24 protein-coding genes and 1 riboswitch are annotated in these 22700 nt (G+C 45.1%); of the genes, 17 read left to right on the forward strand and 7 right to left on the reverse strand.

Annotation, left to right across the window (positions count from 1 at the left end; genetic code table 11):
* Positions 1-239 precede the first annotated feature (239 nt).
* Positions 240-339: riboswitch (purine riboswitch) on the forward strand.
* 234 nt (positions 340-573) lie between these two features.
* A complete protein-coding gene (locus ACT89M_RS02955) occupies positions 574-1161 on the forward strand; it encodes a xanthine phosphoribosyltransferase (protein WP_090918567.1) in 588 nt (195 codons plus the stop codon).
* 1 nt (position 1162) lies between these two features.
* Complete coding sequence (locus ACT89M_RS02960; RefSeq protein ID WP_336121236.1) at positions 1163-2524, forward strand: nucleobase:cation symporter-2 family protein; 1362 nt, start codon at positions 1163-1165, stop codon at positions 2522-2524.
* A gap of 346 nt (positions 2525-2870) precedes the next feature.
* Here the strand turns inward: ACT89M_RS02960 and ACT89M_RS02965 are convergent, their stop codons facing one another.
* Entirely contained in the window at positions 2871-3209 is a 339-nt protein-coding gene (locus tag ACT89M_RS02965) for a DUF4870 domain-containing protein (RefSeq protein WP_090918563.1), read from the reverse strand.
* A gap of 71 nt (positions 3210-3280) precedes the next feature.
* Positions 3281-3553 (reverse strand): transposase, encoded by a 273-nt coding sequence (locus tag ACT89M_RS02970; RefSeq protein WP_090918561.1) that lies wholly within the window; start codon positions 3551-3553, stop codon positions 3281-3283.
* A gap of 395 nt (positions 3554-3948) precedes the next feature.
* Here ACT89M_RS02970 and ACT89M_RS02975 point away from each other — a divergent pair, with 395 nt between their 5' ends.
* The 9 genes from ACT89M_RS02975 (at position 3949) to ACT89M_RS03015 (ending at position 11640) form a co-directional block, all read left to right on the forward strand.
* Positions 3949-4137: a hypothetical protein gene (locus ACT89M_RS02975; RefSeq protein WP_017690840.1), complete on the forward strand. Its 189-nt coding sequence runs from the start codon at positions 3949-3951 to the stop codon at positions 4135-4137.
* A gap of 218 nt (positions 4138-4355) precedes the next feature.
* Positions 4356-5099: a type I methionyl aminopeptidase gene (gene map, locus ACT89M_RS02980; RefSeq protein ID WP_445260131.1), complete on the forward strand. Its 744-nt coding sequence runs from the start codon at positions 4356-4358 to the stop codon at positions 5097-5099.
* Between the two features lie 566 nt (positions 5100-5665).
* Entirely contained in the window at positions 5666-6718 is a 1053-nt protein-coding gene (gene coxB / locus ACT89M_RS02985; RefSeq protein ID WP_154892194.1) for a cytochrome c oxidase subunit II, read from the forward strand.
* A 71-nt stretch (positions 6719-6789) separates the two neighbouring features.
* Positions 6790-8640, forward strand: coding sequence for a cytochrome c oxidase subunit I (ctaD, locus tag ACT89M_RS02990; RefSeq protein ID WP_445260158.1), 1851 nt, complete (start codon positions 6790-6792; stop codon positions 8638-8640).
* Complete coding sequence (locus ACT89M_RS02995) at positions 8637-9263, forward strand: cytochrome (ubi)quinol oxidase subunit III (protein ID WP_090918554.1); 627 nt, start codon at positions 8637-8639, stop codon at positions 9261-9263. The genes ctaD and ACT89M_RS02995 overlap by 4 nt, the downstream gene beginning before the upstream one ends.
* A gap of 3 nt (positions 9264-9266) precedes the next feature.
* A complete protein-coding gene (locus ACT89M_RS03000; RefSeq protein WP_090918552.1) occupies positions 9267-9587 on the forward strand; it encodes a cytochrome C oxidase subunit IV family protein in 321 nt (106 codons plus the stop codon).
* 171 nt (positions 9588-9758) lie between these two features.
* Positions 9759-10691, forward strand: a complete 933-nt coding sequence (gene ctaG / locus ACT89M_RS03005) for a cytochrome c oxidase assembly factor CtaG (protein ID WP_090918550.1) — start codon at positions 9759-9761, stop codon at positions 10689-10691.
* A gap of 32 nt (positions 10692-10723) precedes the next feature.
* Positions 10724-11188: a DUF420 domain-containing protein gene (locus tag ACT89M_RS03010; RefSeq protein WP_090918548.1), complete on the forward strand. Its 465-nt coding sequence runs from the start codon at positions 10724-10726 to the stop codon at positions 11186-11188.
* A gap of 80 nt (positions 11189-11268) precedes the next feature.
* The gene (locus ACT89M_RS03015; RefSeq protein ID WP_154960588.1) at positions 11269-11640 is read left to right on the forward strand and encodes a hypothetical protein; all 372 of its coding nucleotides are present in this window, start codon (positions 11269-11271) and stop codon (positions 11638-11640) included.
* Positions 11641-11761: 121 nt separating this feature from the next.
* Here ACT89M_RS03015 and ACT89M_RS03020 read toward each other — a convergent pair whose 3' ends face one another.
* A complete protein-coding gene (locus ACT89M_RS03020; RefSeq protein WP_487344989.1) occupies positions 11762-12121 on the reverse strand; it encodes a hypothetical protein in 360 nt (119 codons plus the stop codon).
* 218 nt (positions 12122-12339) lie between these two features.
* Between ACT89M_RS03020 and ACT89M_RS03025 the strand changes: the two genes are divergently transcribed.
* The 6 genes from ACT89M_RS03025 to ACT89M_RS03050 all read left to right on the forward strand — a co-directional run bounded on the left by ACT89M_RS03025 (position 12340) and on the right by ACT89M_RS03050 (position 17035).
* The gene (locus tag ACT89M_RS03025) at positions 12340-13053 is read left to right on the forward strand and encodes a hypothetical protein (RefSeq protein ID WP_221787954.1); all 714 of its coding nucleotides are present in this window, start codon (positions 12340-12342) and stop codon (positions 13051-13053) included.
* Positions 13054-13145: 92 nt separating this feature from the next.
* On the forward strand, positions 13146-13535 hold the full coding sequence (locus ACT89M_RS03030; protein ID WP_090919013.1) for a GntR family transcriptional regulator: 390 nt from the start codon (positions 13146-13148) through the stop codon (positions 13533-13535).
* Positions 13536-13547: 12 nt separating this feature from the next.
* Positions 13548-14450 (forward strand): ATP-binding cassette domain-containing protein, encoded by a 903-nt coding sequence (locus tag ACT89M_RS03035; RefSeq protein WP_336121233.1) that lies wholly within the window; start codon positions 13548-13550, stop codon positions 14448-14450.
* A 20-nt stretch (positions 14451-14470) separates the two neighbouring features.
* Positions 14471-15373, forward strand: a complete 903-nt coding sequence (locus ACT89M_RS03040; RefSeq protein ID WP_090918540.1) for an ABC transporter ATP-binding protein — start codon at positions 14471-14473, stop codon at positions 15371-15373.
* Positions 15366-16664 carry an ABC transporter permease gene (locus ACT89M_RS03045; protein WP_308722956.1) on the forward strand — a complete coding sequence of 433 codons (1299 nt, stop codon included), beginning with the start codon at positions 15366-15368 and terminating at the stop codon, positions 16662-16664. Before ACT89M_RS03040 ends, ACT89M_RS03045 begins: the two co-directional genes overlap by 8 nt.
* Positions 16665-16852: 188 nt before the next feature.
* On the forward strand, positions 16853-17035 hold the full coding sequence (locus ACT89M_RS03050) for a hypothetical protein (RefSeq protein WP_145407867.1): 183 nt from the start codon (positions 16853-16855) through the stop codon (positions 17033-17035).
* A gap of 297 nt (positions 17036-17332) precedes the next feature.
* Here ACT89M_RS03050 and ACT89M_RS03055 read toward each other — a convergent pair whose 3' ends face one another.
* The 4 genes from ACT89M_RS03055 to ACT89M_RS03070 all read right to left on the reverse strand — a co-directional run bounded on the left by ACT89M_RS03055 (position 17333) and on the right by ACT89M_RS03070 (position 22660).
* Complete coding sequence (locus tag ACT89M_RS03055) at positions 17333-18751, reverse strand: MDR family MFS transporter (protein ID WP_487344990.1); 1419 nt, start codon at positions 18749-18751, stop codon at positions 17333-17335.
* Positions 18752-18901: 150 nt separating this feature from the next.
* Positions 18902-19372 (reverse strand): MarR family transcriptional regulator, encoded by a 471-nt coding sequence (locus tag ACT89M_RS03060; protein ID WP_154892201.1) that lies wholly within the window; start codon positions 19370-19372, stop codon positions 18902-18904.
* A gap of 323 nt (positions 19373-19695) precedes the next feature.
* Entirely contained in the window at positions 19696-21402 is a 1707-nt protein-coding gene (locus ACT89M_RS03065) for a CocE/NonD family hydrolase (protein WP_487344991.1), read from the reverse strand.
* A 25-nt stretch (positions 21403-21427) separates the two neighbouring features.
* Positions 21428-22660, reverse strand: coding sequence for an MFS transporter (locus ACT89M_RS03070; RefSeq protein ID WP_154892203.1), 1233 nt, complete (start codon positions 22658-22660; stop codon positions 21428-21430).
* Positions 22661-22700: the final 40 nt, after the last annotated feature.

A 22700-nucleotide genomic window follows, 5' to 3' on the forward strand; every position in this document is an offset into this window, starting at 1 on the left:
ATTCGGAACGCATCCTCCAAGGTAAGTCCCGTCAGGATACGCTTTTGTTCTCATATTGTACATAAAAAATGAAAATCAATCATCCCCCATTATGCAAAAGAAACATCGTTTCCGCAAATTCCATGAAAATACCTCTTTATTTCAAGCCGCCAATTCGGTATACTTCTAACATTGTCAGTGAGATTACACTTTTACATTCAGGTTCGCAATTATACATGGATACGAATCGTGAAGCCAAAATGAATTGAATAGCCGTTACTCGTATATGTGCAGGAATAGGCCTGCATGTCTCTACCCGATCACCGGAATGATTGGACTACGGGAAGGATGCTTCTACGTTCTGCGTGGGTTAAGGTAAGGTCTGCCTAAATACATAGGTATGGCTTCCTGAGCCTCGCCCTGTGGCGTATGCAGTGTTCGAGCGGCTTGTGTCCGTACAGGAACAAGTCCGTCTTTCCCGTCTCCGGTTCATGCCGCAGGTGTGGACAGGCGGGCTTTTTGTTTTTTTACCCGGGAGAGATATTGTGGAGCAGACTGTACATGGCGGTAGAGGGCATTTGGGAGGAAAAAACGATGCAATTGTTAAAAGACAAAGTAAGACAGGAAGGCATTGTCCTGTCCGAGCAGGTACTCAAAGTAGACTCATTCCTGAACCACCAGATGGACCCCGTGTTGATGAAGGAAGTTGGCAAAGAGTTCATTCGTCGGTTTGAAGGGGAGAACATTACACGTGTGCTGACGATTGAATCATCCGGCATTGCGCCGGGTATTATGACCGCACTGGAACTCAATGTTCCGCTGATCTTCGCCCGTAAGCAGAAGTCACTTACCCTAACGGAAGATATTTTGGTGGAGAAAGTGTATTCCTTTACCAAGCAGGAGACGAATGAAATCACGGTAGCGAAGAAGTTTATGAATCCCGGCGACCGCGTGCTGATCATTGATGATTTTCTGGCGAACGGCGAAGCTGCATTTGGCCTGGCTCGTATTGTAGAACAGGTTGGCGCGGAAGTCGTTGGGATCGGGATCGTGATTGAAAAAGCATTCCAGCCGGGAGGCCGTCTGTTGAAAGAAGCGGGTTACCGCGTGGAATCTTTAGTTCGTATTGGAGCACTGTCCGATGGACAAGTAACCTTTGCAGATGAGGAGGGCACGAACTAGTATGGCACGCGAACGTATTTTTCAACGTCACCGGCATCCGGCCAAAACCTTCTCACTTGGCTTGCAGCACGTACTTGCGATGTATGCAGGAGCTGTCATTGTCCCGCTTATTGTTAGTAGCGCACTTGGATTCACACAGGAGCAACTTACCTATTTGATTGCGATCGACCTGCTTGCTTGCGGTGTAGCTACACTGCTTCAGGTCTGGGGCAATAAATATTTCGGCGTTGGCCTGCCAGTTATGCTGGGCTGCGCCTTCCAGGCCGTATCTCCGATGATTATGATCGGGAAGAGCAGCGGCGTATCTGCCATTTACGGTGCCATTATTGCCTCCGGTCTGTTCGTTCTCATTTTCTCTGGTTTGTTTGGCAAACTCATTCGGCTCTTTCCGCCAGTGGTTACAGGTTCCGTGGTTACTATTATTGGTCTGACCCTGATTCCGGTAGCATTTACCGATTTGGGTGGGGGTCAGAATGCGGAGGACTTTGGCAGCGGTGTACATCTGTTGCTCGGTTTCGGTGTATTCATCTTCATTATTTTAATGACTCGTTTCACTACAGGTTTTGTACGCTCCATCTCTGTATTAATCGGTCTGTTCGTTGGTACAGTCGCTGCTGGCTTCATGGGTGAGGTGAAGTTTGCTCCCGTTCTTGATGCAAGCTGGTTCCATATGGTTCAGCCATTTTATTTCGGAAGACCGACCTTTGAGATTGTTCCTATTCTGACGATGATTCTGGTCGCGATTGTCAGTGTGGCCGAATCTACGGGCGTATTTATGGCTCTGGGCAAAATGTTGGACAAGGATCTGACCTCCAAGGATTTGGCGCGTGGATACCGTGCAGAGGGACTGGCTATTGTGCTTGGGGGGATTTTTAACTCGTTCCCTTATACAACGTATTCGCAAAATGTTGGGCTTGTACAGATGACTCGTGTGAAGACACGTGATGTCATCGTTGTTGCAGGCGGTTTGCTGATTGTTATTGGCTTTGTACCAAAAATTGCTGCTCTAGCTCAGCTTGTTCCCGGATCAGTGCTTGGCGGTGCCATGGTGGCGTTGTTCGGTATGGTGATTTCGTCGGGTATTCGCATCATTGGCACTCAGGTGGACCTGAACCGTCATGAGAACCTGTTCATCATTGCATGTTCTATTGGCATGGGACTAGGGGTGACGGTGGTACCGCAGTTGTTCGCAGGTGCACCAGCCTGGGCTCAGATTATGCTGGGTAATGGCATTATTGCAGGTAGCTTTACGGCAATCTTTATGAATTTGTTGTTTAATGGCCTCGGCAGTAAAGAAACAGCTGCCCAACTGGCTGCACAGCATACAGATGAGATGGCTCAGGAGAACACCAAGACTGCATAAAGGTGAGGTAAGGAGTAATGTAAGGCTGGATAGGATTATGGCTTGGAGTGGGATTTTATCCCTTCATAAACTGGCCGGAATCGCTGTTCCTTTTAGCCTGATGCTTGGTCAGAAGGGTTATTATGTAAAGCGTACATGATGAATGATTCACGTCATAAAGCATGTTGACTCAGCATATGAATGATTTATTTCTTATATTATTCACGTTATAAAATATCAATGCGATGAAGTATAAGTTAACCTTTATTTTGGACAGTTAACATAATTTACGCACAGCAAACACCGAAACAATGGGTTCAGCACAAACCATTGTTTCGGTGTTTTCTTGTTATTGCACGATACGATATTATAGGTGCCGCATCTGCTTCTCGGCAAAATCACCAACCCAAGGTAGCTTAAGCCATTTTCCTTGCAGACTTGTAACGACGGTCAGGAGCCATACGATTACACCTAGCAGGGATAACAGTGAAGCTACAAGTGGACCAAACAGTGGGAGAAAGGCCGACAGTACATGCCCAACCATAATCAGTCCGAAAACCGTCACGGATTGAAGGGCATGGAACAACACAAATCGGCTGCGCTTCTCCACGGCTAGAAAGATGATGCCGCCTACAAAAGTGAATAAATAACACAACATGCCGGCTATATTTTCATCCAGACCGCTGGACGATTTCATGGGAGACATTCGGCCCAGCCTCCTTTGTCCTTTTTATATAGGCTATGTAGGAGGTGGACAGAATTGAACCGATGAATGGATTAAGTTTGAATCTGTCTGCGAGGACTGGTTATTTTCCCTTTTTTATCTTCATCATCTTCCTTGGGCACCAGACGCTCATCTGTTTTTCCTTCATGATGATTATCGAATGCATACTCTGTCAGCTTCCATTCGGTCTTGCCGAGTACGAGATCGGCAGGAAACTCTTGCCCCCGGTGAAGGTGCTCTTCCTGCCCGGCTTCATTGACATAAACGCCGTCGACCTCAACCTTTTCATGCGAAAGGGGCAACATATCCTGTTCTTTGCGTTCCATAACAGGTCCTCCTTTTAGTTCCATATAGTTAACTGATTTGGTGATCCAAGATAATATCCCCCGAATAGTTGCGGGTTATGCTGGATAGATTAATCCGTATAGAATAAACATTTTATAAAATATGATTCGGAATTAAACTTTTTGGGCAGTAAAACCGTTATATATATTAGGAAAAATCGTCAAGTCGTAACGAGGTTCCGAATATGATACAATAAGATTATGATTCAACCTGAATCATATCGGGTATTTATAGTGTCAGGTACTTGCTATTCGGCGAGGTTCCCGACCTAAAGCTTGCTTTAAGCCGCGCACACAACTTCATGAATGGCATTTAAGACTTATTCGGCGTTCTCTAAACGGAGCATTCACTTTCAACGTTTTGGGAGGGAATTACAATGGCAACGAAAGGTCACAATGAGGTCAAAGAAAGTTTGAGGGAAATGACTCGGATTTTCCGTCCTAAAGATCCAAAAAAATTCGTGAAGGAGTATGTGAGAAAATACCGGATTACGGGTGGATATGAGGAAGAATTGACTTCTGTCGTTGAGCATGAACTTGTCAAGATGGATTCTTCCGTATCCTGAAACAACACCAACTTCTGATTATACTGTTCCAATATGAATAGAACCGTCTCTCGGGCCTTGGCTCCGGCAGACGGTTTTTTTTGCGTTTGTGGAGTCAGTTAGCAATGTATCTATATTATCTTGGATTTAGTGTCACTTTAGGGGCTTTGTTCTGAATTGCCTGCATATACATGGAAGTATACCTACAGCAGGAAGGATGAAGGCATGTGGACCCTATATTGAAAACCAGAGAAGAGATTGGCTACATGCAAGAAGCGGGACGGATATTAAAAGAATGCCATCAACATATTGAACAGTACATGGTTCCAGGCACCACAACAGCGGAGATTAACGAGCACGTTGAAGCCTTTCTCGCGGATCATGGAGCCACACCTGAGCAGAAAGGGTATAAAGGCTATCCCTATGCTACATGTGCTTCCGTCAACGATGTGGTCTGTCATGGGTTTCCTGGGAGCCAGGCACTTGCAAGTGGAGATGTCGTGACGATTGATATGGTAGTTAACAAAGACGGTTGGCTTGCTGATTCGGCCTGGACATATGCCATAGATGAACCGAGCAGATCTATTCGTCGGCTTATGAAACGTACGGAAAAGGCGCTTTATAAGGCGATAGCACAGGCCGTTCCAGGGAATACACTTGGAGACATTGGTAGCGCAATTGAACGAACGGCACGATTGTACCGATATGGAATCGTTAAACCGCTTATCGGCCATGGCATAGGGCAATATATCCATGAGCCACCGAATGTACTGCCTTATGGAAAACGAAAAACAGGAATGATGCTTACTGAAGGCATGGTCATAACCATTGAACCCATATTCACGAAGGGTAGCTCCGGGGCTGTGGTGTGGGATGAGGATGGCTGGACAGTCCGAACGCTGGATGAAAGCTGGGGCGTGCAGTATGAACATACCGTAGCCATTACCAAGGATGGACCGTTGATCCTAACGGATGGAACTTAAACGAAAATTTTCCCTCTATAATTGAATAATTGAAATGCTGTAAAGCTGGCGTGAATGCTCCATGCAAATATCGACTTGAAGATCCATGGGGCAGAATCGTCCATTTCCAGTTGGTGTGGTAATAGTTTCCTGAAAAGGCGGAGAATCTTTTTGCATAATCTTGCATGTTTTTATTGTGATAAAAGTCGCCAAGAAATCTGATATCATCACCGAAATTTGGAAAAATTTTTCAGTGGTTAATTGTAATACTTTTAAGTGAAATCGTTTGCAAACCAAGTTGTGATGCGGTTTTATACATAAAGTGAACAATTTGTGAACATGTGTCCAAAGATTGACAAAATCATACCCTCAACTTATATTTAATAAGTGATTGAAGCATATAGAATGAATTGGAAGAATGCGCAGACATGCCCTGGACAGGAAATGACGGGAGTACTGGAAGCGTTATTTTTGTAAGCATCCTATATGATGAAGAGGATTATGTGTATCGTGCTGAAACGTACATGTGTTGCTTTTGTACCGACGACAACGTAATCTACGAAAACGTAAAAAAGTGGGGTAGATCAATGATGAAACAGTGGCAGGTTGCAAAGCGAATTCTCCCCTTGCTGGCGGTGTTCTCTTTGCTGCTATCCGCATGCGGGCGGGAAGACTTGTCAGTAATGAAACCTCAGGGTCCTGTGGCGCAAGGCCAATATGATCTGATGAAGCTGTCTATTGCGATTATGATCGTGGTGCTCATCATTGTATTTGCAATTGCTGCCTATGTCCTGATTAAGTTTCGCAGACGAGCCGGGCAGAACGAAGTACCCGAACAGGTTGAAGGCAATTTCAAGCTGGAAGTAATATGGACAGCCATTCCTCTATTGCTGGTCATTATTTTGGCTGTACCAACAGTTCAGACGATTTTCGCCCAAGGTGAAGATTTGTCGAGCGACAAAAACGCAGTTAAGGTCCAGGTAACCTCACATCAGTATTGGTGGGAATTCACTTATCCTCAGTATGACATAACCACCGCTCAAGACCTCATCATCCCGACCGGAAAGAAAATTGCATTCGAATTGAAAACCGCGGACGTGCTTCATTCCTTCTGGGTGCCGTCACTTGCGGGCAAAATGGACACAAACCCGGATGGAACACTGAACAAATTCAGCTTCTCTGCTCCAAATGAAGGCGTTTACCGTGGTAAATGTGCTGAGTTATGCGGTAGATCTCATGCTTTCATGGAATTCAAAGTTAAGGCTGTTAGCCAGGAGTCCTTTGACCGCTGGGTTAACGCGATGAAAGCGCCAGCTGTTCTTCCTGAGGACACACAGCTTGCTGAGAAATTCAAAACGAACTGCCTGTCTTGCCACGCTGTAGGCGATCAGGGCGGACCTGTTGCACCTAACCTTACAGGTATTGGTGGCAAGGAATCCGTTGCAGGTATTTTGCTGAATCAACGTGAAGGTCAGGAAGAAGGTAAACCGGTACTGGATAACATGAAAGAGTGGCTTCATGATCCACAAGCGGTGAAGCCGGGCAATACGATGCCAAGTCCGAAGAGTCTGGGACTGACGGATGAAGAAATCGACGGAATTGCCGAATATTTGGCCAATTACAAATTGGACTACGAATAGAACAGCAAGGATGAAGAAGGGGGTACACAACCTTGGCTCATGCGCATAGCGTCAAGCGGTACAAGGGCTTGATGGACTGGATCACCACCGTCGATCACAAAAAAATCGCCGTTCTTTACTTGGTTGCAGGCGGACTTTTCTTCGGCATTGGCGGTATCGAAGCCATTTTGATCCGGATTCAACTGATGAAGCCGATGAACGATTTTGTATCGGCGCAAGTGTTTAATGAATTGATTACGATGCATGGAACTACGATGATTTTCCTTGGTGTCATGCCGATTATTTTTGCCATTATGAATGCTGTGGTCCCTTTGCAGATCGGGGCACGTGACGTAGCTTTCCCTTTTGTTAACGCTCTAGGCTTCTGGACATTTTTGTTCGGTGGTTTGTTACTTAATCTGAGCTGGATCATGGGAGGCGCGCCGGACGCAGGCTGGACATCATATACACCTCTCTCCGGTTCGGAGTATAGCGGAACACACGGTGTAGACTTCTATACGATCGGTCTTCAGATCGCCGGTCTGGGTACACTCATCGGGGGCATTAACTTCCTGGCTACCATTATCACCATGCGTGCGCCAGGCATGTCCTATATGCGGATGCCGATGTTTACCTGGACCACGTTTATTACATCAGCCATTATCCTGTTTGCTTTTCCTGCCATCACGGTGGGCCTTGTATTATTGACGTTTGACCGTATTCTCGGTGCGAATTTCTTCGATGTTGCAGGTGGCGGTAACCCCGTGCTCTGGCAACATATCTTCTGGATTTTCGGACACCCGGAAGTTTACATTCTGATCTTGCCGGCATTCGGCATTATCTCGGAGGTTATTCCAACCTTCTCGCGTAAGCGGTTGTTTGGATATAGCTCCATGGTATTTGCCACCATTCTGATTGCCTTCTTGGGCTTCATGGTATGGGCGCATCACATGTTTACGACAGGTCTGGGTAACGTGGCCAACGCGTTATTCTCGATCTCAACGATGCTGATTGCTGTACCAACAGGGATCAAAATCTTCAACTGGCTCTTTACGATGTGGGGCGGACAGATTCGCTTTACGGCGGCCAATCTCTTTGCTGTCGGATTTGTACCAACCTTCGTCATGGGTGGGGTTACCGGTGTCATGCTGGCTTCTGCACCGGCAGACTTCCAGTTCCATGACACGTACTTTGTTGTAGCTCACTTCCACTATGTTATTGTGGGCGGACTGGTACTCGGATTATTCTCCGGACTTCATTACTGGTGGCCGAAGATGTTTGGTCGTATTCTAAGTGAGTCACTCGGGAAGTGGACATTCTGGACATTTATGATCGGGTTCCAGCTGACCTTCTTCGTACAGCATTTCCTCGGTCTGATGGGGATGCAACGCCGGATTGTTACATACTTGCCGAATCAGGATTTTGACCTGCTTAACCTGGTTAGCTCCATCGGGGCGTTCCTTATGGGCGTAGGGGTCATTATCTTCCTGGTGAACATCGTCATCACGACAAAGAAACCAATCGATGCACCGAACGATCCGTGGGAAGACGGCCGTACACTGGAGTGGACGATTCCATCGCCGCCGCCAGAGTACAACTTCAAACAAACACCACTGGTGCGTGGTATCGATGCATATTGGAAAGAGAAGATGGCAGGCAACAAGGAGATGACTCCGGCGGAGCCGGTAGGTTCCATTCATATGCCATCTGCTACACCATTGCCGTTTGTTATGTCGGTAGGTATTTTTATCGCCGGACTTGGATTAATGTTCAGCAAAGACAAATTCGAATTGGAATTCATGAATTTCATTTTCAATAATTATATTGTGCTTATTATCGGTCTTCTCATTACATTTGGTGCGATGGCACTGCGCTCATTATATGACGATCACGGCTGGCACATTGAACCCGAGGATCAGGACGAGAAGGGGGCGAGAACATGACAACCTCACATGCCGAGCCGGTAAACGGCAAACTGCCGCACGAACCAGAGAAGGCAACGCTGGAAGGACGCAACAAGCTGATTGGCTTCTGGCTGTTCCTTGGCGGTGAGACGGTACTGTTTGGTACACTCTTCGCGACCTTCCTCGCACTTCGCGGGCAGACCAATGATGGACCTACAGCGAATGAACTGTTCCATCTGCCGCTTGTGGCAGCAGCAACCTTCATCCTCTTAGTCAGCAGCTTGACGAGTGTATTCGCCATTCAGGCGATGCACAAAGGGAACCGAAATTCACTGGCTTTGTGGCTGGGGATCACAGTTGTTCTAGGTCTGGGATTCCTTGGTCTGGAGATTTACGAGTTCTACGAGTACGTGAAACATAAAGAGTTTGGCATGACCACGAGCGCCTTCAGTTCGGCATTCTACACGCTGGTCGGGTTCCACGGAGCCCACGTTGCATTCGGTATTGTGTGGATCGGAATCATTATCGGGCAACTGTTCAAAAAAGGATTAACGGTCGTAACCGCACCGAAAGTCTATGTCTCAGCCATGTACTGGCACTTCATCGACGTTGTGTGGGTGTTCATCTTTACGGTCGTGTACCTGCTCGGAAAGGTGGGGTAACACATGTCCGCTCAGGATCAAAGTGATCAACAGCCGGTGAAGCACCGTCACCGTGCGGAAGGGCCTTCGAAGCATGTCGTCGTGTTTATTTTCTCCATTATACTCACGTTGATTGCCTTTGCAGCTGCTGCAGCCGGAGGGGTTAACACAACCTTCACCATTATTATTATGGTTGTCATGGCCATTCTGCAGGTATTTGTGCAACTTGGTTACTGGATGCACTTGAAGGACAAAGGCCACTTGATGCCAATACTATTTATGGCCTTTGGATTTTTTGTAGCCTTTACATGTATTATTATGGCCCTCTTCTGGGTCTGGTGGTAAGAGAGATGGCGGCGGCGAATGCCGCCGTCTTTTCCCCTTTTATACGAGTGAATGATGAATGATGGAGGTTTGCATCTCTGGATCGTTCCAATGTACTGTCATCAAGAGAGTATGACATCGTGGTAAGTGAAATAAATGTTCACCAAAACAGGTCACGGGGAGGTTTCCCGTATGCTCGGGTTGCAATATTTTAGTTTTGACGACTTATGGAGTCCGCTTATTCTTGCTTTATTTTTGATTATTGCGGCAGCTTATCTCGTATTAGTGGGTCCGTTCAGCGAGAAAGTACAGGGCGCAGAGCCAGCAACTACCGGACAGAAAATCATGTTTCTGGCAGGTCTGTTCGCTCTATATCTGGCACAAGCGGGTCCCTTCAATCTACTAGGTCATGTAATGTTCAGCTTCCACATGGTGAGCATGGCATTATCCTACCTTGTTGCTCCGCCATTGATGATGAAAGGTTTGCCGACTTGGGTATGGCGCGGTATTGTGCGCTGGCTGCCTACTCGCAAGCTTTCCTTCCTGGCGCATCCCATTGTAGCGGCAGTGTTGTTCAACGGACTGTTTTCCTTATATCATCTGCCGGTTGTGCATGATTATGTCATGTTGAATTTTACCGTTCACCGGTTGTATTATATCGTACTTTTTATCACATCTATGCTGATGTGGTGGACGTTACTTAACCCTCTGCCAGAGGGTAGACAAGCTTCAGGTTTGTCCAAGGTTGGATTTATCTTTTTGAACATGGTGCTGTTGACGCCTGCATGTGGATTAATTATTTTTGCTTCTGAACCGCTGTATCAGACGTATAGCAATCCGGCTGTATGGGCTGAAGCGATGAGGTATTGCGTAACGGGCGACTCTTCTGCGATTCTCCGTTCTTTCGGAGGGCCGGCGTTCTTTAATGTTCTGTCTTCCACGAAGGAGGATCAGCAGGTGGGTGGGATTCTTATGAAGTTTATCCAGGAGGGCATCTTTGTGTCTATGCTGGCTTATGTGTTTTCTCAATGGTATCGGAAAGAGAGACAGGAAGAGGATGATGATCTCTCGCCTGCTGGTGGCGGTAAAGAGCAGGGGCCGCTCAATCCGGCCGCCAAATCGTGAGTGTAATGTGACGACAAAAGGGGGAACACACGATGGATATGTATTTTTGGCTGCCTACAATCAGTACTTCGTTCATTGTGCTTAGTGCGATACTTGTGGCGATTGGCTGGGCTTTAATTATTCGTGGTAAACGTGAGGCACACCAGTCTGCTATGGTAGCGGGAGCGATCGCAGCTCTAATCTTTTTTGTAATCTACATGTCCCGCACTGTATTTGTTGGTAATACGGCTTGGGGCGGAGACCCGGATATGGAGATCTTTTACCGCATCTTTCTGATCTTTCATATTATTCTGGCCACGGTTGCCGCTGTATTTGGTATCTCGACACTGGTACTTGGCTTCAAAAAGAATTTTGGAAAACATCGCCGTTGGGGGAAATTTACCTCCATCATCTGGTTTGGCTCCGCACTAACAGGTACGGTGGTATATGTGTTGTTATATCTGCTCTATCCGGGGGGACACACAAGTCCGGTATGGGAAGTTATCCTCGGCGCTTAAATGGATGAATCTCGCAGATGATTAGTCCATACCATCTCTCTTATTCATTCATAGAATGAGTTTGAGAGGAGGGAACCAAAATGAAAAAAACAGTCAGCATCAGTCAGACGTATCCTCGTCTTACCGTGTATTCCGAAGAGAACTACAGAGGAAGAAGCCGCATTTATCGTGGTAACACTGGACTTCGCAACCTGGACAATATTTTGGACGGGGTTGAGAGCCTGCGCTTCTTTTCAACGAGTTCGAATGCAACACTTGTGGTGTTTACACGGCCAAACTTCCAGGGAGGCTTCCGTGTCTATCGCGGGAACACCAATCTGAGAGATTTGGATGACTTGATCCGCGGCGAAGATGTAGAGTCGTTGATCTCCACCAATCAGCGTCTCACTTTGGCTGAGATTCGCGCCATCCGTAGAAACCGCAGCTTGCCAACAGGCTACAACCTCGTGTAAAACATGAGCCTCTTCTGCTATCAGGTGACCGGAAAAGAAAAAAAGAAAAGAGCTGTGCCCTTCTGTGATTGATTCACAGTGTGGGGTACAGCTCTTTTCTCTTGAGGTAGAGCAGAGGCTGTTAGTCTCCGCCGCCACCGCTATCTCCGCCTCCGCCACTATCCCCACCGCTGTCGCTGCTTCCGTGATCACTGCTCGAATGATGATGAGAGCCCGAAGAAGAATCTATATCGTGATGTTTGTGATCGTGATGGAGTCGGTGGTCGTGAGTGGACCTGGTATGCGAGTCCGTCGAAAAGTCAGAGGTCATCATAGAAGAAGACGTAGCCGAGCTAGACGAATGATGATGTTGTCTGGACTGTCTGGAATGCCTTTTGCGGTCACTTTTGCTCTTAACCCGACCTGGCTCACTTCGAATGATGAGCCAGATCATCGCAAGGATAAAACCAAATACAAGTATGGGCTCAATAAGCCATCCCATAGGGTGATCATTCCTCTCAACTAAAATCGCTGTGTATATCTTATCGCAGAATGGATTCTTTTCCTATCCTGCTTTCCTGATTCAGGAAAAAAAAGGGGTTGACGGGACATGCAATAGGTCTGTATACTGTGTATATTGATATACACACTAGACACAGTGATCAAAACAAAAGCACAGTCAACCAGATGAAGGAAGACAGTTGAAAGGCAGGCATAGATATGGATGCATGGAAGCAAGCGTGGTGGCTAACCCGTAACGATTATAGTAAGGATAAGCTGCAGTGGTTATGGTCTGCCATATTTATGATCTACACAGGCAGTATGAGCGGCGTAATGCTGATTGGGCAGCAACAGAGTAATTTTATTAACCCGGTAGTAGATGCGTTTTTTCTCATTATGCTCCCGTTCCTAGGATTTCTTTTCAGCAGACGTTCCTTCCGCTACATACAAGAAGATTCCTACACACAGTTGCTTGCCTTTTATCGAAGGCTCCCGATTCCGAATGAAACTGTGATGTGGTCAAGACTGCAACAATCTCTGATTGCATTCGCATATAATGGTTTTTTCTTCTACGGATCATTATATGCAGTCAGATTACACAAGGAAGGTTTCACATGGGATCAGTATTTAGCCTTTGCGCTGAGTTGCACAGGATATGGACTCCTGATTACGGGATTATATATTTACGGAGAGTTTCTCTTCAGTGGTAAAAAATATTTGATGCTTAGCTTCATGTTCTTACCGATGGCCGTTGTGATAGCTGTTCTGATCCGCCTCTCGGGTAATTATGGATTCTGGTATGTAATACACTACAGTAAACTGTGGGGCTTGTTATCTCCGATCATGTGGATTGCGGTGGTTGCAGGTTTGGCAACATTATGGGGGTTCAGTCGAGTGACGTTGAAGAAGCTTGCCGTGAGAGATCTGAGTTAGAAGGCAGCAGAATTAGTGATAAAAAGAATAAAGGATGAAACCGGCACGTTCAGGCAAGTGAGTGAAGTGTACCGGAGGGCGAGGTGCAAGATGTGAAGATACCCATTCAAATAAATGAGAATAGCGCTGAACCTTTGTATCACCAGATTGAGAACCAATTAAGGTCGTTAATTATAACGGGTCAACTGGGGGAGGGGACACATTTGCCGTCCATTCGTGAATTTGCCGGAGCGCTGAATTGCAGTGTAATTACGGTTAGACGGGTCTATCAGGATCTGGAGAATGAAGGCCTGCTTCGCACGAAGCAGGGGACAGGAACATTTGTGGCCCAGGTTGAGGCGGGAGAACGAGAGAACTACAGGCTGAAGGCAGCGGAGGAAGCGATGCAAGCTGCGGTGCAGTCGGGCAAAGCTGTAGGGTGCACAGAAGAGGAAATGGAAGTTTTGTTCCGGGAAGCCCTAAGAGCAAATTATTCGAAGTAAGGAGGGGGAGGTATGGTGGAACCTATAGCCGTTCAATTAAATGGTGTATCCAAGATGCGTAAACGCAGGGTTATTGGGCCGATTGATCTCACGATTCCGGAAGGATATGTGGTTGCCATTCTGGGGCATAACGGCTCTGGCAAAAGCACATTGCTTAACATGTTGCAACAAATTGTACTACCGGATAGTGGTGAGATCATATGGTTTGGACAGGAGAAGCATTCGGGGATACTCCCGATTGAGCTGAGACAACAGATTAGCTTTGTGGCAGATAACAGTGGTATTGAAGAGAATCGGATGACGCCGCAGGAGGCAGCCGATTTCAGATCACATTGGTACCCGAGGTGGGATATGAAGCTGTTCAAACAGCTTATGACAGACATGGATGTGCCAAGTGATGTGAAGCTGACCAAGATGTCCAAGGGAGAACGAAGGAAGTTTGAAATAGCCGCAGCACTTGCTGCACGTCCTAAACTGCTTCTTCTGGATGAACCTTCGTCCGGTCTTGATCCTTTTGCTTGGAAGGTAATGGTGGAGCAGTTCCGTGATTATATGGAAGGTGGAGACACAACCATTCTGATTGCCACGCATATTGCAGATGAAGTGAAGCGGCTGGCAGATTACATCGTGCTGATGCACCGCGGGCAGGTTCTGGGTATGGCAGAGAAAGACCTAGTGCTTGAGCAGTGGAAGGAGATCTGGTACGAAGGGGATTTGCGGCCCGAGAATATTCCTGGTGTAGTTGAATCTTTTCAGGAAGAGAATGGTCTGATCCGTGTGATTACAACCCGGGTGAGCGAAGCGCAGGAGAGGTTGGAGTTATCCAATCACCGGGTGCTCAAAATTCGCAATTTGGAACTGGGAGAAGTACTTGAATATTGGATTGCCGGGTATGCACCCGTACAGTGGAGATAACCGAAGGGAGACGATTCTGAATGAACCGATTGGAACTAAAGCAAGTCGTCAAACAGTACGCAGACAAAACAGCTGTCAATGGAGTTACGCTTAATGTAAAAGAGGGCGAGATTTACGGATTGCTTGGAGCGAACGGCGCCGGTAAAACAACAACGATGCGCATGGTGCTCGGTCTAATCCACCCGGATGGTGGTAACATTCTGTACAACGGGAAGCCATATAATACAGAGCTGCAACAGATTATGGGATATTTGCCCGAAGAACGCGGATTGTATCCCAAGGTAAAAGTTAGCGAACAGATTAATTACCTGGCACGCCTTCGCGGAATGAAAGCCAAGGATGCCGATGAGAGTCTGAAGTACTGGCTGAAGCGTTTCGAAGTGCCGGAGTACTATGATAAAAAAATCGAGGAATTATCCAAAGGAAACCAGCAGAAAATGGGCTTTATAGCCGCGGTGGTACATAGACCGCAGATTCTCATTCTGGATGAAGCCTTTAGTGGACTTGATCCAGTTAACGTAGAGTTGCTTAAATCAACGGTTAAAGAATTGCGTGATGAAGGTACAGCCATTTTGTTCTCTACACACCGGATGGAACATGTCGAGGAATTGTGTCGTCAGATCACGATACTTCATCGTTCTAACACGGTAGTGCAAGGTGAGATTAAGGAGATTAAGAGCCGTTATCCGCGTGAGCAAGTTTACCTCAGTACTCTTGGACAGGTAGAAGGACTTGAGCAGCTGGCAGGTGTGAAACGAGTGGAGCAAAACGAACGTGGATATCAGATTCAGGTCAGTGAGGTTGCAGCCGCTCAGGAGATTTTGAAAACGGCAATGGCACAGACCACCGTGGAGCATTTTGAGATTAAGGAACCAACGCTTAACCAAATCTTTATTCGTGAGGTAGGTGAGTCGAATGAATAAAATGGGCACAATTATAGGTTTCACGTTCAAAAACAAAGTAAAAACGAAGTCATTTATGGTTACAACCATTGTACTTGCACTTTTAATTTCGATTGGACTCAATGTTCCATATTTCATTACTTTATTCAATGGAGGCCCAATTGGCGGCGGAGCTTCCGGTAAAAATCCTGTCAACATCGGTCTTCTGACAACGGAACAGCAGGATGTAGCACAGAAGCTGGAAGACTTCTCGTCTGCTCAGGGAAATCAGGCGTATCGTTTCATCGTGAGTGGGGATAAGGACGAAGCTGCATTACAGGAAGATGCGAAGGCAGGCCTGATTGATGGTTATTTGAAACTTGAAACGGTAGCAGGACAGGAGTTCCCGAAGCCTGTTTTATATTCCACAGATGACATTTCACCTCAGATCACTACAGCTATTGAATCTGCTCTGCAAAGTGTGAAGCTGGATGTCGTAGTCAAGGATGTACTGACACCTGAACAGAAGACGTTGATTACAACACCTGTGAAGCTGACTGCAGAGAGTCTAAGCGCCGATGATGGTGAGGCTGGAGCTGGTGCGGAAAAATCAATGAGTCCGATCAACTATATCGTTGTGTACTTGTTAATCATCTTGCTGTTCACATCTACGATGATGACAGGTAATATGATTGCTTCCGAGATCACAGCAGAGAAAAGCTCAAGAATCATGGAAATTTTGATTACGAGTGTATCTCCACTCAGTCAAATGTTTGGTAAAATCATTGGTATTTTCATGGTAGGTATGTTACAGATCGGAATCTTCGGCGCAGTTATTGCGGGGAATATTCTATTACCGCACAACCGCGCAGTACTGGATGATTTCAATTTGAGTGTTAGCGACATTAATATTGCTGTAATTGTATATGGATTGATCTTCTATATCCTGGGTTACTTCCTGTACGCAGTGCTGTTCGCAGCCGTTGGTTCAATGGTCAGCCGTACGGAAGAGCTGGGGCAGGCAGTTCTGCCAATCACGATGCTGTCCCTGGTATCATTCTATATTGCACTCTTCAGCATCTCTGCACCGAATATTTTATTGCTCAAAGTTGCAAGCTTCATTCCGTTCACATCACCAACAGCGATTCTTGTACGGATTGGGGCAGGCGTTGCACCGACCTGGGAGATTCTGACGTCTCTTGCCATTCTGGCTGTATCCATTCTGGTCTTTGGCTGGCTCGCAGCTAAAATCTATCGCACGGGCGTACTGATGTACGGCAAACGTCCAACCTTCAAAGAGTTGTTTAAAGCGATGAAGGCGTACAAGATTTAATATTTTAAACTACGCAGCCCTTGTGCGTTGTCATAATTAGTGAGAGTATTTTCAAAATTTATGATAAATGTATATTTATGCATATTTATTTACCTAAAACAACGTAATATAACCTCTTGGCTAGAATAATGTTGTAGTGGGCATAAAAATTAAAAACAATTCAAATACACACTATGGAGGTAGTTAATATGATTAATCAATTAAATACAAAGTCCTATAAGTTAATGAGTGCAGGAGTAGTTGTTCTATTGTTAGCATCAGTCATCAGTGGAGAAGGCTCTGTAGTGAAGGATGCCGTTCAAGGGGTGATGATGGGAGCTGGAGCTGTTTTCGCAGCTGTAGGTCTATGGATGGCTGGGAGTAAAAAGTGAATGAAGAAGTAAGGAAAGGCATAGGATATCATTTCAGAATGGTAACCCTCCTTTGCAATATAAAGTCTCGATATCTATTGACTGTGCTTACTCTGGTAAGTAAAAAAGCGGCCCATCTGGGACTGCTTTTTTACTTACCAGAGTTTTCTTCAATGGCATTAAATTTCGAAGTAATATCCGGGATTGTATGTGTTGTGTTGGCCTGGATTCGTTTTAACGCTTGATGAAAAAATGGGTGCTACTCGGCAATAGAGTAGCACCTTTTTGTTATTTACGATTTCAGTTCGTGAATCTAGTTTAAGTTGTCTTTTGCTTCTGTTTATTCGTAAGAAACAGGCCGGGGATCAAGATCAGTGCCAGAACGATCGCGGCTAAAAGAAAACCGATATGGTACGCCTGCAATTGATTTGCAATGGTTGGATGCAAGCCTTGTATGACTGTAGCAACAGCCGTCGCAATAATGGCTGAGCCGAAGCTTGAACCGAGGTTTTCAATGATATTTATCCCAACACCCGCTTCCGGAAGTTGCTTGCTGCCTAGTCCAGTGTACGCTTCGCTCATTAATGGAAGACTAATGCCCCCAACGCTGGCACCACGAATAAATAAGATTACTGAAATCCAGATCATACTTGTATGATCTGTGATGAAGATAAAAGGAATGGACCCAATAAGGGAAAGGAAAAGACTGACGATCAGCACATATTTTGCACCAATGCGGTCGATCATTTTTCCAATGAAAGGTCGGGTGATCAGCATACCAACGCCTTGAGGGATGAGTGCAACTGCTGTTTCAATGGCTGTGAAGTGTCGAAAGGTTTGAAAAAACAAAGGGAGTATTAACATCGGACCCATGATGGCGATATTAGCGAAGAATAGCCCGGCACTTGAGGCTGCAAAGTTCTTATGCTTAAACAAATTCATGGGCAGAACCGTTTGATTCATTTTAATACGATTATAAACGAGATAAATGAGAGCCGAAGCAAGGCCAATCCCCATCCACAAAATGGTTTCCTGATTATTGAAAGTGGCATAATCCGCTGCTTTGGTGATTCCGTATATTAAAGCTATGCTCATAATGGATAAAACGATAATTCCAAATAGATCGAGCTTGCTTTCTTTGTTAAAAGGCTCGTAGTTTGGAATCTTTCTGATCATTAGTGGTGCAGAGATCAATACAATGAACACGTTAATGAAGAAGATCCATGGCCAAGATGCGACTTGAACGATGAACCCTCCGATGATGGGTCCCAAAATAGGACCAAAGATCATAGGAGTGCTTACAATCGCCATGACTCTGCCTAAGTACTCTTGTCCGGTTGTCTTAACCAAGAGGGTGAACATGAGGGTGGTAATGACTCCGGCACTAAATCCCTGAAGCAAACGGAAGAAGATAAAACTGGATATATCCCAGCTAACACCTATTAGTAAAGAGATTACGCCAAAAGCAATGACCGCTCCAATGAAGACCTTTTTGCTATTAAATTGATTCATGAGCCAACCAGATACCGGAACTGCAATCGCAAGGGCTAAAATATATCCTGTAATGGCCCATTGAATGGTGCTTAATGTGGTATGAAAATCTTTTGTGAGTTGACTTACAGCGATATTCACCATTGTAGAATCTAACATAGGAGCGATTGCTCCAAGAGCAATGGCCCAAGCGGTAATCAGGATATGTCTAGGTATTCCGGTTTCTTTTGCTTTGTTTGTACGCATATTAAACTCCTTTAACTAATATTGTTTCCTCGTCAACCAAAATTCTATCCACTTTTAGTTTCCTTGTCAACAATAAAAAAGGTTTAAAAAAAGCATCCATATCTCTTTAGAGAAGGTTGCTCTTGGTTATATTCTTAATTTATAGTTGTTTCACTTCATTATATCTAAACCTTGTTTCTTTATTTCAGTGTCCAAATGTTTACTGTACAGTTCAATGAAGTCCAGCATGTGATCGAATTGCTCTTCCGTTACATGCTTGAATACGGATTCATCTCTTTCCTGAAACTCTTTATGCAGTTTCTCGTGAATGTCAAATACGACTCTGCCTTGCTGGGTGAGTTTAAAAAAGACTTCTTTCTTGTTATTCGTTTTCTGATAGTCTTCGATCAGGCCTTTTTCAATGAGTTTCTTCGTTAATTTACTTATAGCGCCCTTGGTCATATACATGGACTCCGCCAGCTTGGTTACATTGGAATCTACATTTTTCTCTATAAATTCAATGCAATGGACTTCAGAAGGCTTGTACCCTTGAAGACTGCTTTCCATCTTCGATTTATTAATCCAGACTAACTTGTTAAATAAGTCCCTGAAATTCAGCATAACCTGTTCTTGTTTGTTCATGGTTAGTCACCCCATACGAGTAATATGATAAAGTGAGACAGAACATAGAAGCACCATCTTACATAGTAGTACGTGAATTAATATCACTGACAACGTTTATCTCCTACGATAAACTATAACCTTTTATAAGGTGAAATCAAATGATGGGATTCCGGGAGTCATAATTAGTGAATGTATTTTCAAAATGGATGGGACATGTAACTGAAATAGGTGCCACTCGGCAATGGAGTGGCACCTATTTATCTTTGATTCGATGAATTGATCCGATCAATTAAAGCAAGCACGATTTGCTAAATAGACTGCATTCCTTTTAAAAATACAATCTATTTAGGGAATTCAATATAACTACAATAGTTAGAGCCTATATATAGGGTCTGAGCTGCAATCTTGTATTTGGATGTGGAAGCCCAAGGTTCTTTCACATTGGAATGTACATGGTAAGCAGGAAAATTAGAAGAAGATACTTCTGCTCGAATAAAAGAACCTTTTTGCAGTTCCCACGCTGTTGGCCACATCTCTATAATGACCTGTACAGGTTGGTTGGGTGTATAATCCACGGGTTGATCAATGTTATTCCGATATCTCAGAGAAGTTATGCCATCGACGATATTAAAACTTTGACCATCCGGAAATACCTCGCAGATCTTCACACTAAAAGCCGTATCCTCCGCATCTGTACTAACCTCTAAGCACACTTTAATACCGCCTGTTATTTGTGTATTTTCATCCAGTACAGCAGAGTCAAACCTCAGGACATCTTGGCGATCAGAAAAGTCAGGTTGGGCCAAACTACCATGTGGTGCACCCTTAAACGAAGGCATGATCCATGCGAGTAAGGCACTTCCTCCATGGGTAGGTACGGGGGAGGAAGGATCGTATACATACTTCACTGTTGACGGTTGCGATGGCTTGTCGGTTAGTTGCTGTTCAGGATTATTTGAAAAGTACAAACGCCAGGTTGTATCCTGATCCGTTATGGACTGACGTTCTTCCCACCGAGAAGCTCCAATACGATAAAAGGAAATTGGGCTGAATGTGCCGGGGTTCCCTTTTAAATGTATATCAAACCATTCCAAGGCCGCTTTTATTCGAAAAGCTCCCAGAAGGTTAGCATCAGGATACGTTCGTTCACCTGGTGAATTCCCGACATGATCCCAAGGGCCGACTACAAATCTGCTTTTACGTTTTACGTGATCTTGAAGCAGGTTGTAGCCTTTGAAGGCTCCCTCCAGATGATGGTCAAACCATCCCTCTACCATAAACACTGGAATATTGATCTTGGCAGGAATATTTAACAGCTCTGCCCATATTCCATCCTGCCAGTATTTTGATTCACGGCTCGTCTCTGAAATATAGCTTTGGTAGAAGGGAAGGGTACGGCCCAAAAGTTTCTCGTCTGCTTGGTTATGAGGCAGAATGCTGAGAGAGTCTTGATACAGCTCGCCTGCATCGGTCGTCGTTTCAACCCCGGAATTCGCAAACGCCCAGGACGTATATATGTCATGCCGAAACATACCGTTCATATACATCTGTCCGTAGCGATCCACTCCAAAAAGATCTAGAAATACGGTTTTGACTTCTTTAGGAAACGAATCAGCGATAATCCAGGTTGTAAATGAACAGTACGATTGGCCGAAGAGTGCAATGTTTCCATTTTGGAAAGATTGCTGGACTAGCCATTCCAATGTATTAATGCCATCTTCACGTTCATTCACAAAGGGAGACCACTCCCCTTCGGAAAGTCCTGTTCCTCTACAGGATTGAATAACTAGAACATAACCATGCCTGACGAATTGTGTATAGGTTGCTTCAAGCAAGTCTTGGTTATTGGGATAGGGATTACGTACGAGAATGCATGGCCAAGAATCACCTTGATTAGGCCGGTAAATCCTAGTATGAAGCTGAACGCCATCTCGCATCGAAACCATGGCTTCACTCATACCGTGGATTTCATATTTGCAAGGTGGGTTTTCCTGTTCGATCGTTTTAGTTAAACCTTCCCATTGGGGATTTACTTGGAATGATCTCATTTTTTTACACCTTCTAACGAATTTATTATGTGGTCATTCTTTTTCTGAATTGAATAGCAAATGCAAGGCAAAGGAAACCAATTGTATACGCTACCACGTTCAAAATCAATGAGGCTGAGTAGGAATGGGTTTGATCAAACATCGATCCATGTATATATACAGAAACAGCATTGGCAAATGCACCGAACATGAGAATAATAGAAAGGATTTGACTATAGTCTTTCGTTCCGAAAGATCCACGAATCAATAGAGGGATTGCAGTAAGTACGATGGCTTGTCCCATCCCGCTCAGAAATCCAGAACCATTCAAAAAGACTACATTGTTGAATACGCCTGTACTATACCATCCAGAAGCTCCAAGGAGCGTGAAAATAAGTAGTACAATGACGGGTTTAACATGATCCAACATAAAGCCCATAAGCAGTTTACCAATGGCGGCTCCAATAAGCAGGGCGGACATCACACTTGCACCTACTTGTAAACTGAAGTTTAAGCTTTGAATAAGTGCCGGTACATGTTGTGCCAGAGAGCCAGCTGCCTGAAAACAGATAATAGCTATGATAAAGCTGTAAAAGATAGGTGTGCGGGATGCCTCTTTTATCGACAGACCGTTCGCTTCCACATTGTTGACTGCTTGATTTGATTCAGCTGCTGTATGATTCGTTTCTGCACCATAAGGAAGCAAACCGTTTTCAGGTTTGAATTTCATCAGAAGGGCCGTCGGTAAAAGCACGACAAGACATATAATGCCTACGATGATATAAGTTGTTCTCCATCCATGTTCAAGAATAAGATGACTGATTATCGGATTAAAGAACGAGCCTCCGACAGCGGTCAGCGCACCTGTAATTCCAAACAAAATCCCAAGCTTTTTCTCGAACCAGTTACCGAGCAAAATAGGGATGGAGATCACAATGGAGATACTCTGCACGACTCCCAAGACTACTTTGATCCCGTAGAAAGGAGTGACACTTTGAATGAATGAACATGCTATAAAACAAAGGCCTGTTATTCCGAAAGACAGACTGAGCAGCAGTTTGGTATTGACCTTTTTAAACACTGTACCAGCAAACAATAAAGAAACTGCACCGGCAATCCCGCCAAAGGTTGCGTTGAGAGCGATTTCAGCACGCGTCAAATTTAAATCTGTGCTCATCCCTCCCCAGAATAAACCGGCTGTATTGATTGTTAATCCGAAACCAACGAAGGATATAATACAGCATCCCAAAAAAATGACCCAAGCATAGTGAATTTTCATATTGTCCCCCCTGATGTGTGCACACCCCTATCATTCCACT

Source organism: Paenibacillus sp. NN59, from assembly GCF_057597225.1.

Coding starts and splice junctions, on each gene's coding strand:
- ACT89M_RS02955 (WP_090918567.1), top strand. CDS start 574: ATGCAATTGTTAAAAGACAAAGTAAGACAGGAAGGCATTGTCCTGTCC.
- ACT89M_RS02960 (WP_336121236.1), top strand. CDS start 1,163: ATGGCACGCGAACGTATTTTTCAACGTCACCGGCATCCGGCCAAAACC.
- ACT89M_RS02965 (WP_090918563.1), bottom strand. CDS start 3,209: ATGTCTCCCATGAAATCGTCCAGCGGTCTGGATGAAAATATAGCCGGC.
- ACT89M_RS02970 (WP_090918561.1), bottom strand. CDS start 3,553: ATGGAACGCAAAGAACAGGATATGTTGCCCCTTTCGCATGAAAAGGTT.
- ACT89M_RS02975 (WP_017690840.1), top strand. CDS start 3,949: ATGGCAACGAAAGGTCACAATGAGGTCAAAGAAAGTTTGAGGGAAATG.
- coxB (WP_154892194.1), top strand. CDS start 5,666: ATGATGAAACAGTGGCAGGTTGCAAAGCGAATTCTCCCCTTGCTGGCG.
- ctaD (WP_445260158.1), top strand. CDS start 6,790: ATGGACTGGATCACCACCGTCGATCACAAAAAAATCGCCGTTCTTTAC.
- ACT89M_RS02995 (WP_090918554.1), top strand. CDS start 8,637: ATGACAACCTCACATGCCGAGCCGGTAAACGGCAAACTGCCGCACGAA.
- ACT89M_RS03000 (WP_090918552.1), top strand. CDS start 9,267: ATGTCCGCTCAGGATCAAAGTGATCAACAGCCGGTGAAGCACCGTCAC.
- ctaG (WP_090918550.1), top strand. CDS start 9,759: ATGCTCGGGTTGCAATATTTTAGTTTTGACGACTTATGGAGTCCGCTT.
- ACT89M_RS03010 (WP_090918548.1), top strand. CDS start 10,724: ATGGATATGTATTTTTGGCTGCCTACAATCAGTACTTCGTTCATTGTG.
- ACT89M_RS03015 (WP_154960588.1), top strand. CDS start 11,269: ATGAAAAAAACAGTCAGCATCAGTCAGACGTATCCTCGTCTTACCGTG.
- ACT89M_RS03020 (WP_487344989.1), bottom strand. CDS start 12,121: ATGGGATGGCTTATTGAGCCCATACTTGTATTTGGTTTTATCCTTGCG.
- ACT89M_RS03025 (WP_221787954.1), top strand. CDS start 12,340: ATGGATGCATGGAAGCAAGCGTGGTGGCTAACCCGTAACGATTATAGT.
- ACT89M_RS03035 (WP_336121233.1), top strand. CDS start 13,548: ATGGTGGAACCTATAGCCGTTCAATTAAATGGTGTATCCAAGATGCGT.
- ACT89M_RS03040 (WP_090918540.1), top strand. CDS start 14,471: ATGAACCGATTGGAACTAAAGCAAGTCGTCAAACAGTACGCAGACAAA.
- ACT89M_RS03045 (WP_308722956.1), top strand. CDS start 15,366: ATGAATAAAATGGGCACAATTATAGGTTTCACGTTCAAAAACAAAGTA.
- ACT89M_RS03050 (WP_145407867.1), top strand. CDS start 16,853: ATGATTAATCAATTAAATACAAAGTCCTATAAGTTAATGAGTGCAGGA.
- ACT89M_RS03055 (WP_487344990.1), bottom strand. CDS start 18,751: ATGCGTACAAACAAAGCAAAAGAAACCGGAATACCTAGACATATCCTG.
- ACT89M_RS03060 (WP_154892201.1), bottom strand. CDS start 19,372: ATGAACAAACAAGAACAGGTTATGCTGAATTTCAGGGACTTATTTAAC.
- ACT89M_RS03065 (WP_487344991.1), bottom strand. CDS start 21,402: ATGAGATCATTCCAAGTAAATCCCCAATGGGAAGGTTTAACTAAAACG.
- ACT89M_RS03070 (WP_154892203.1), bottom strand. CDS start 22,660: ATGAAAATTCACTATGCTTGGGTCATTTTTTTGGGATGCTGTATTATA.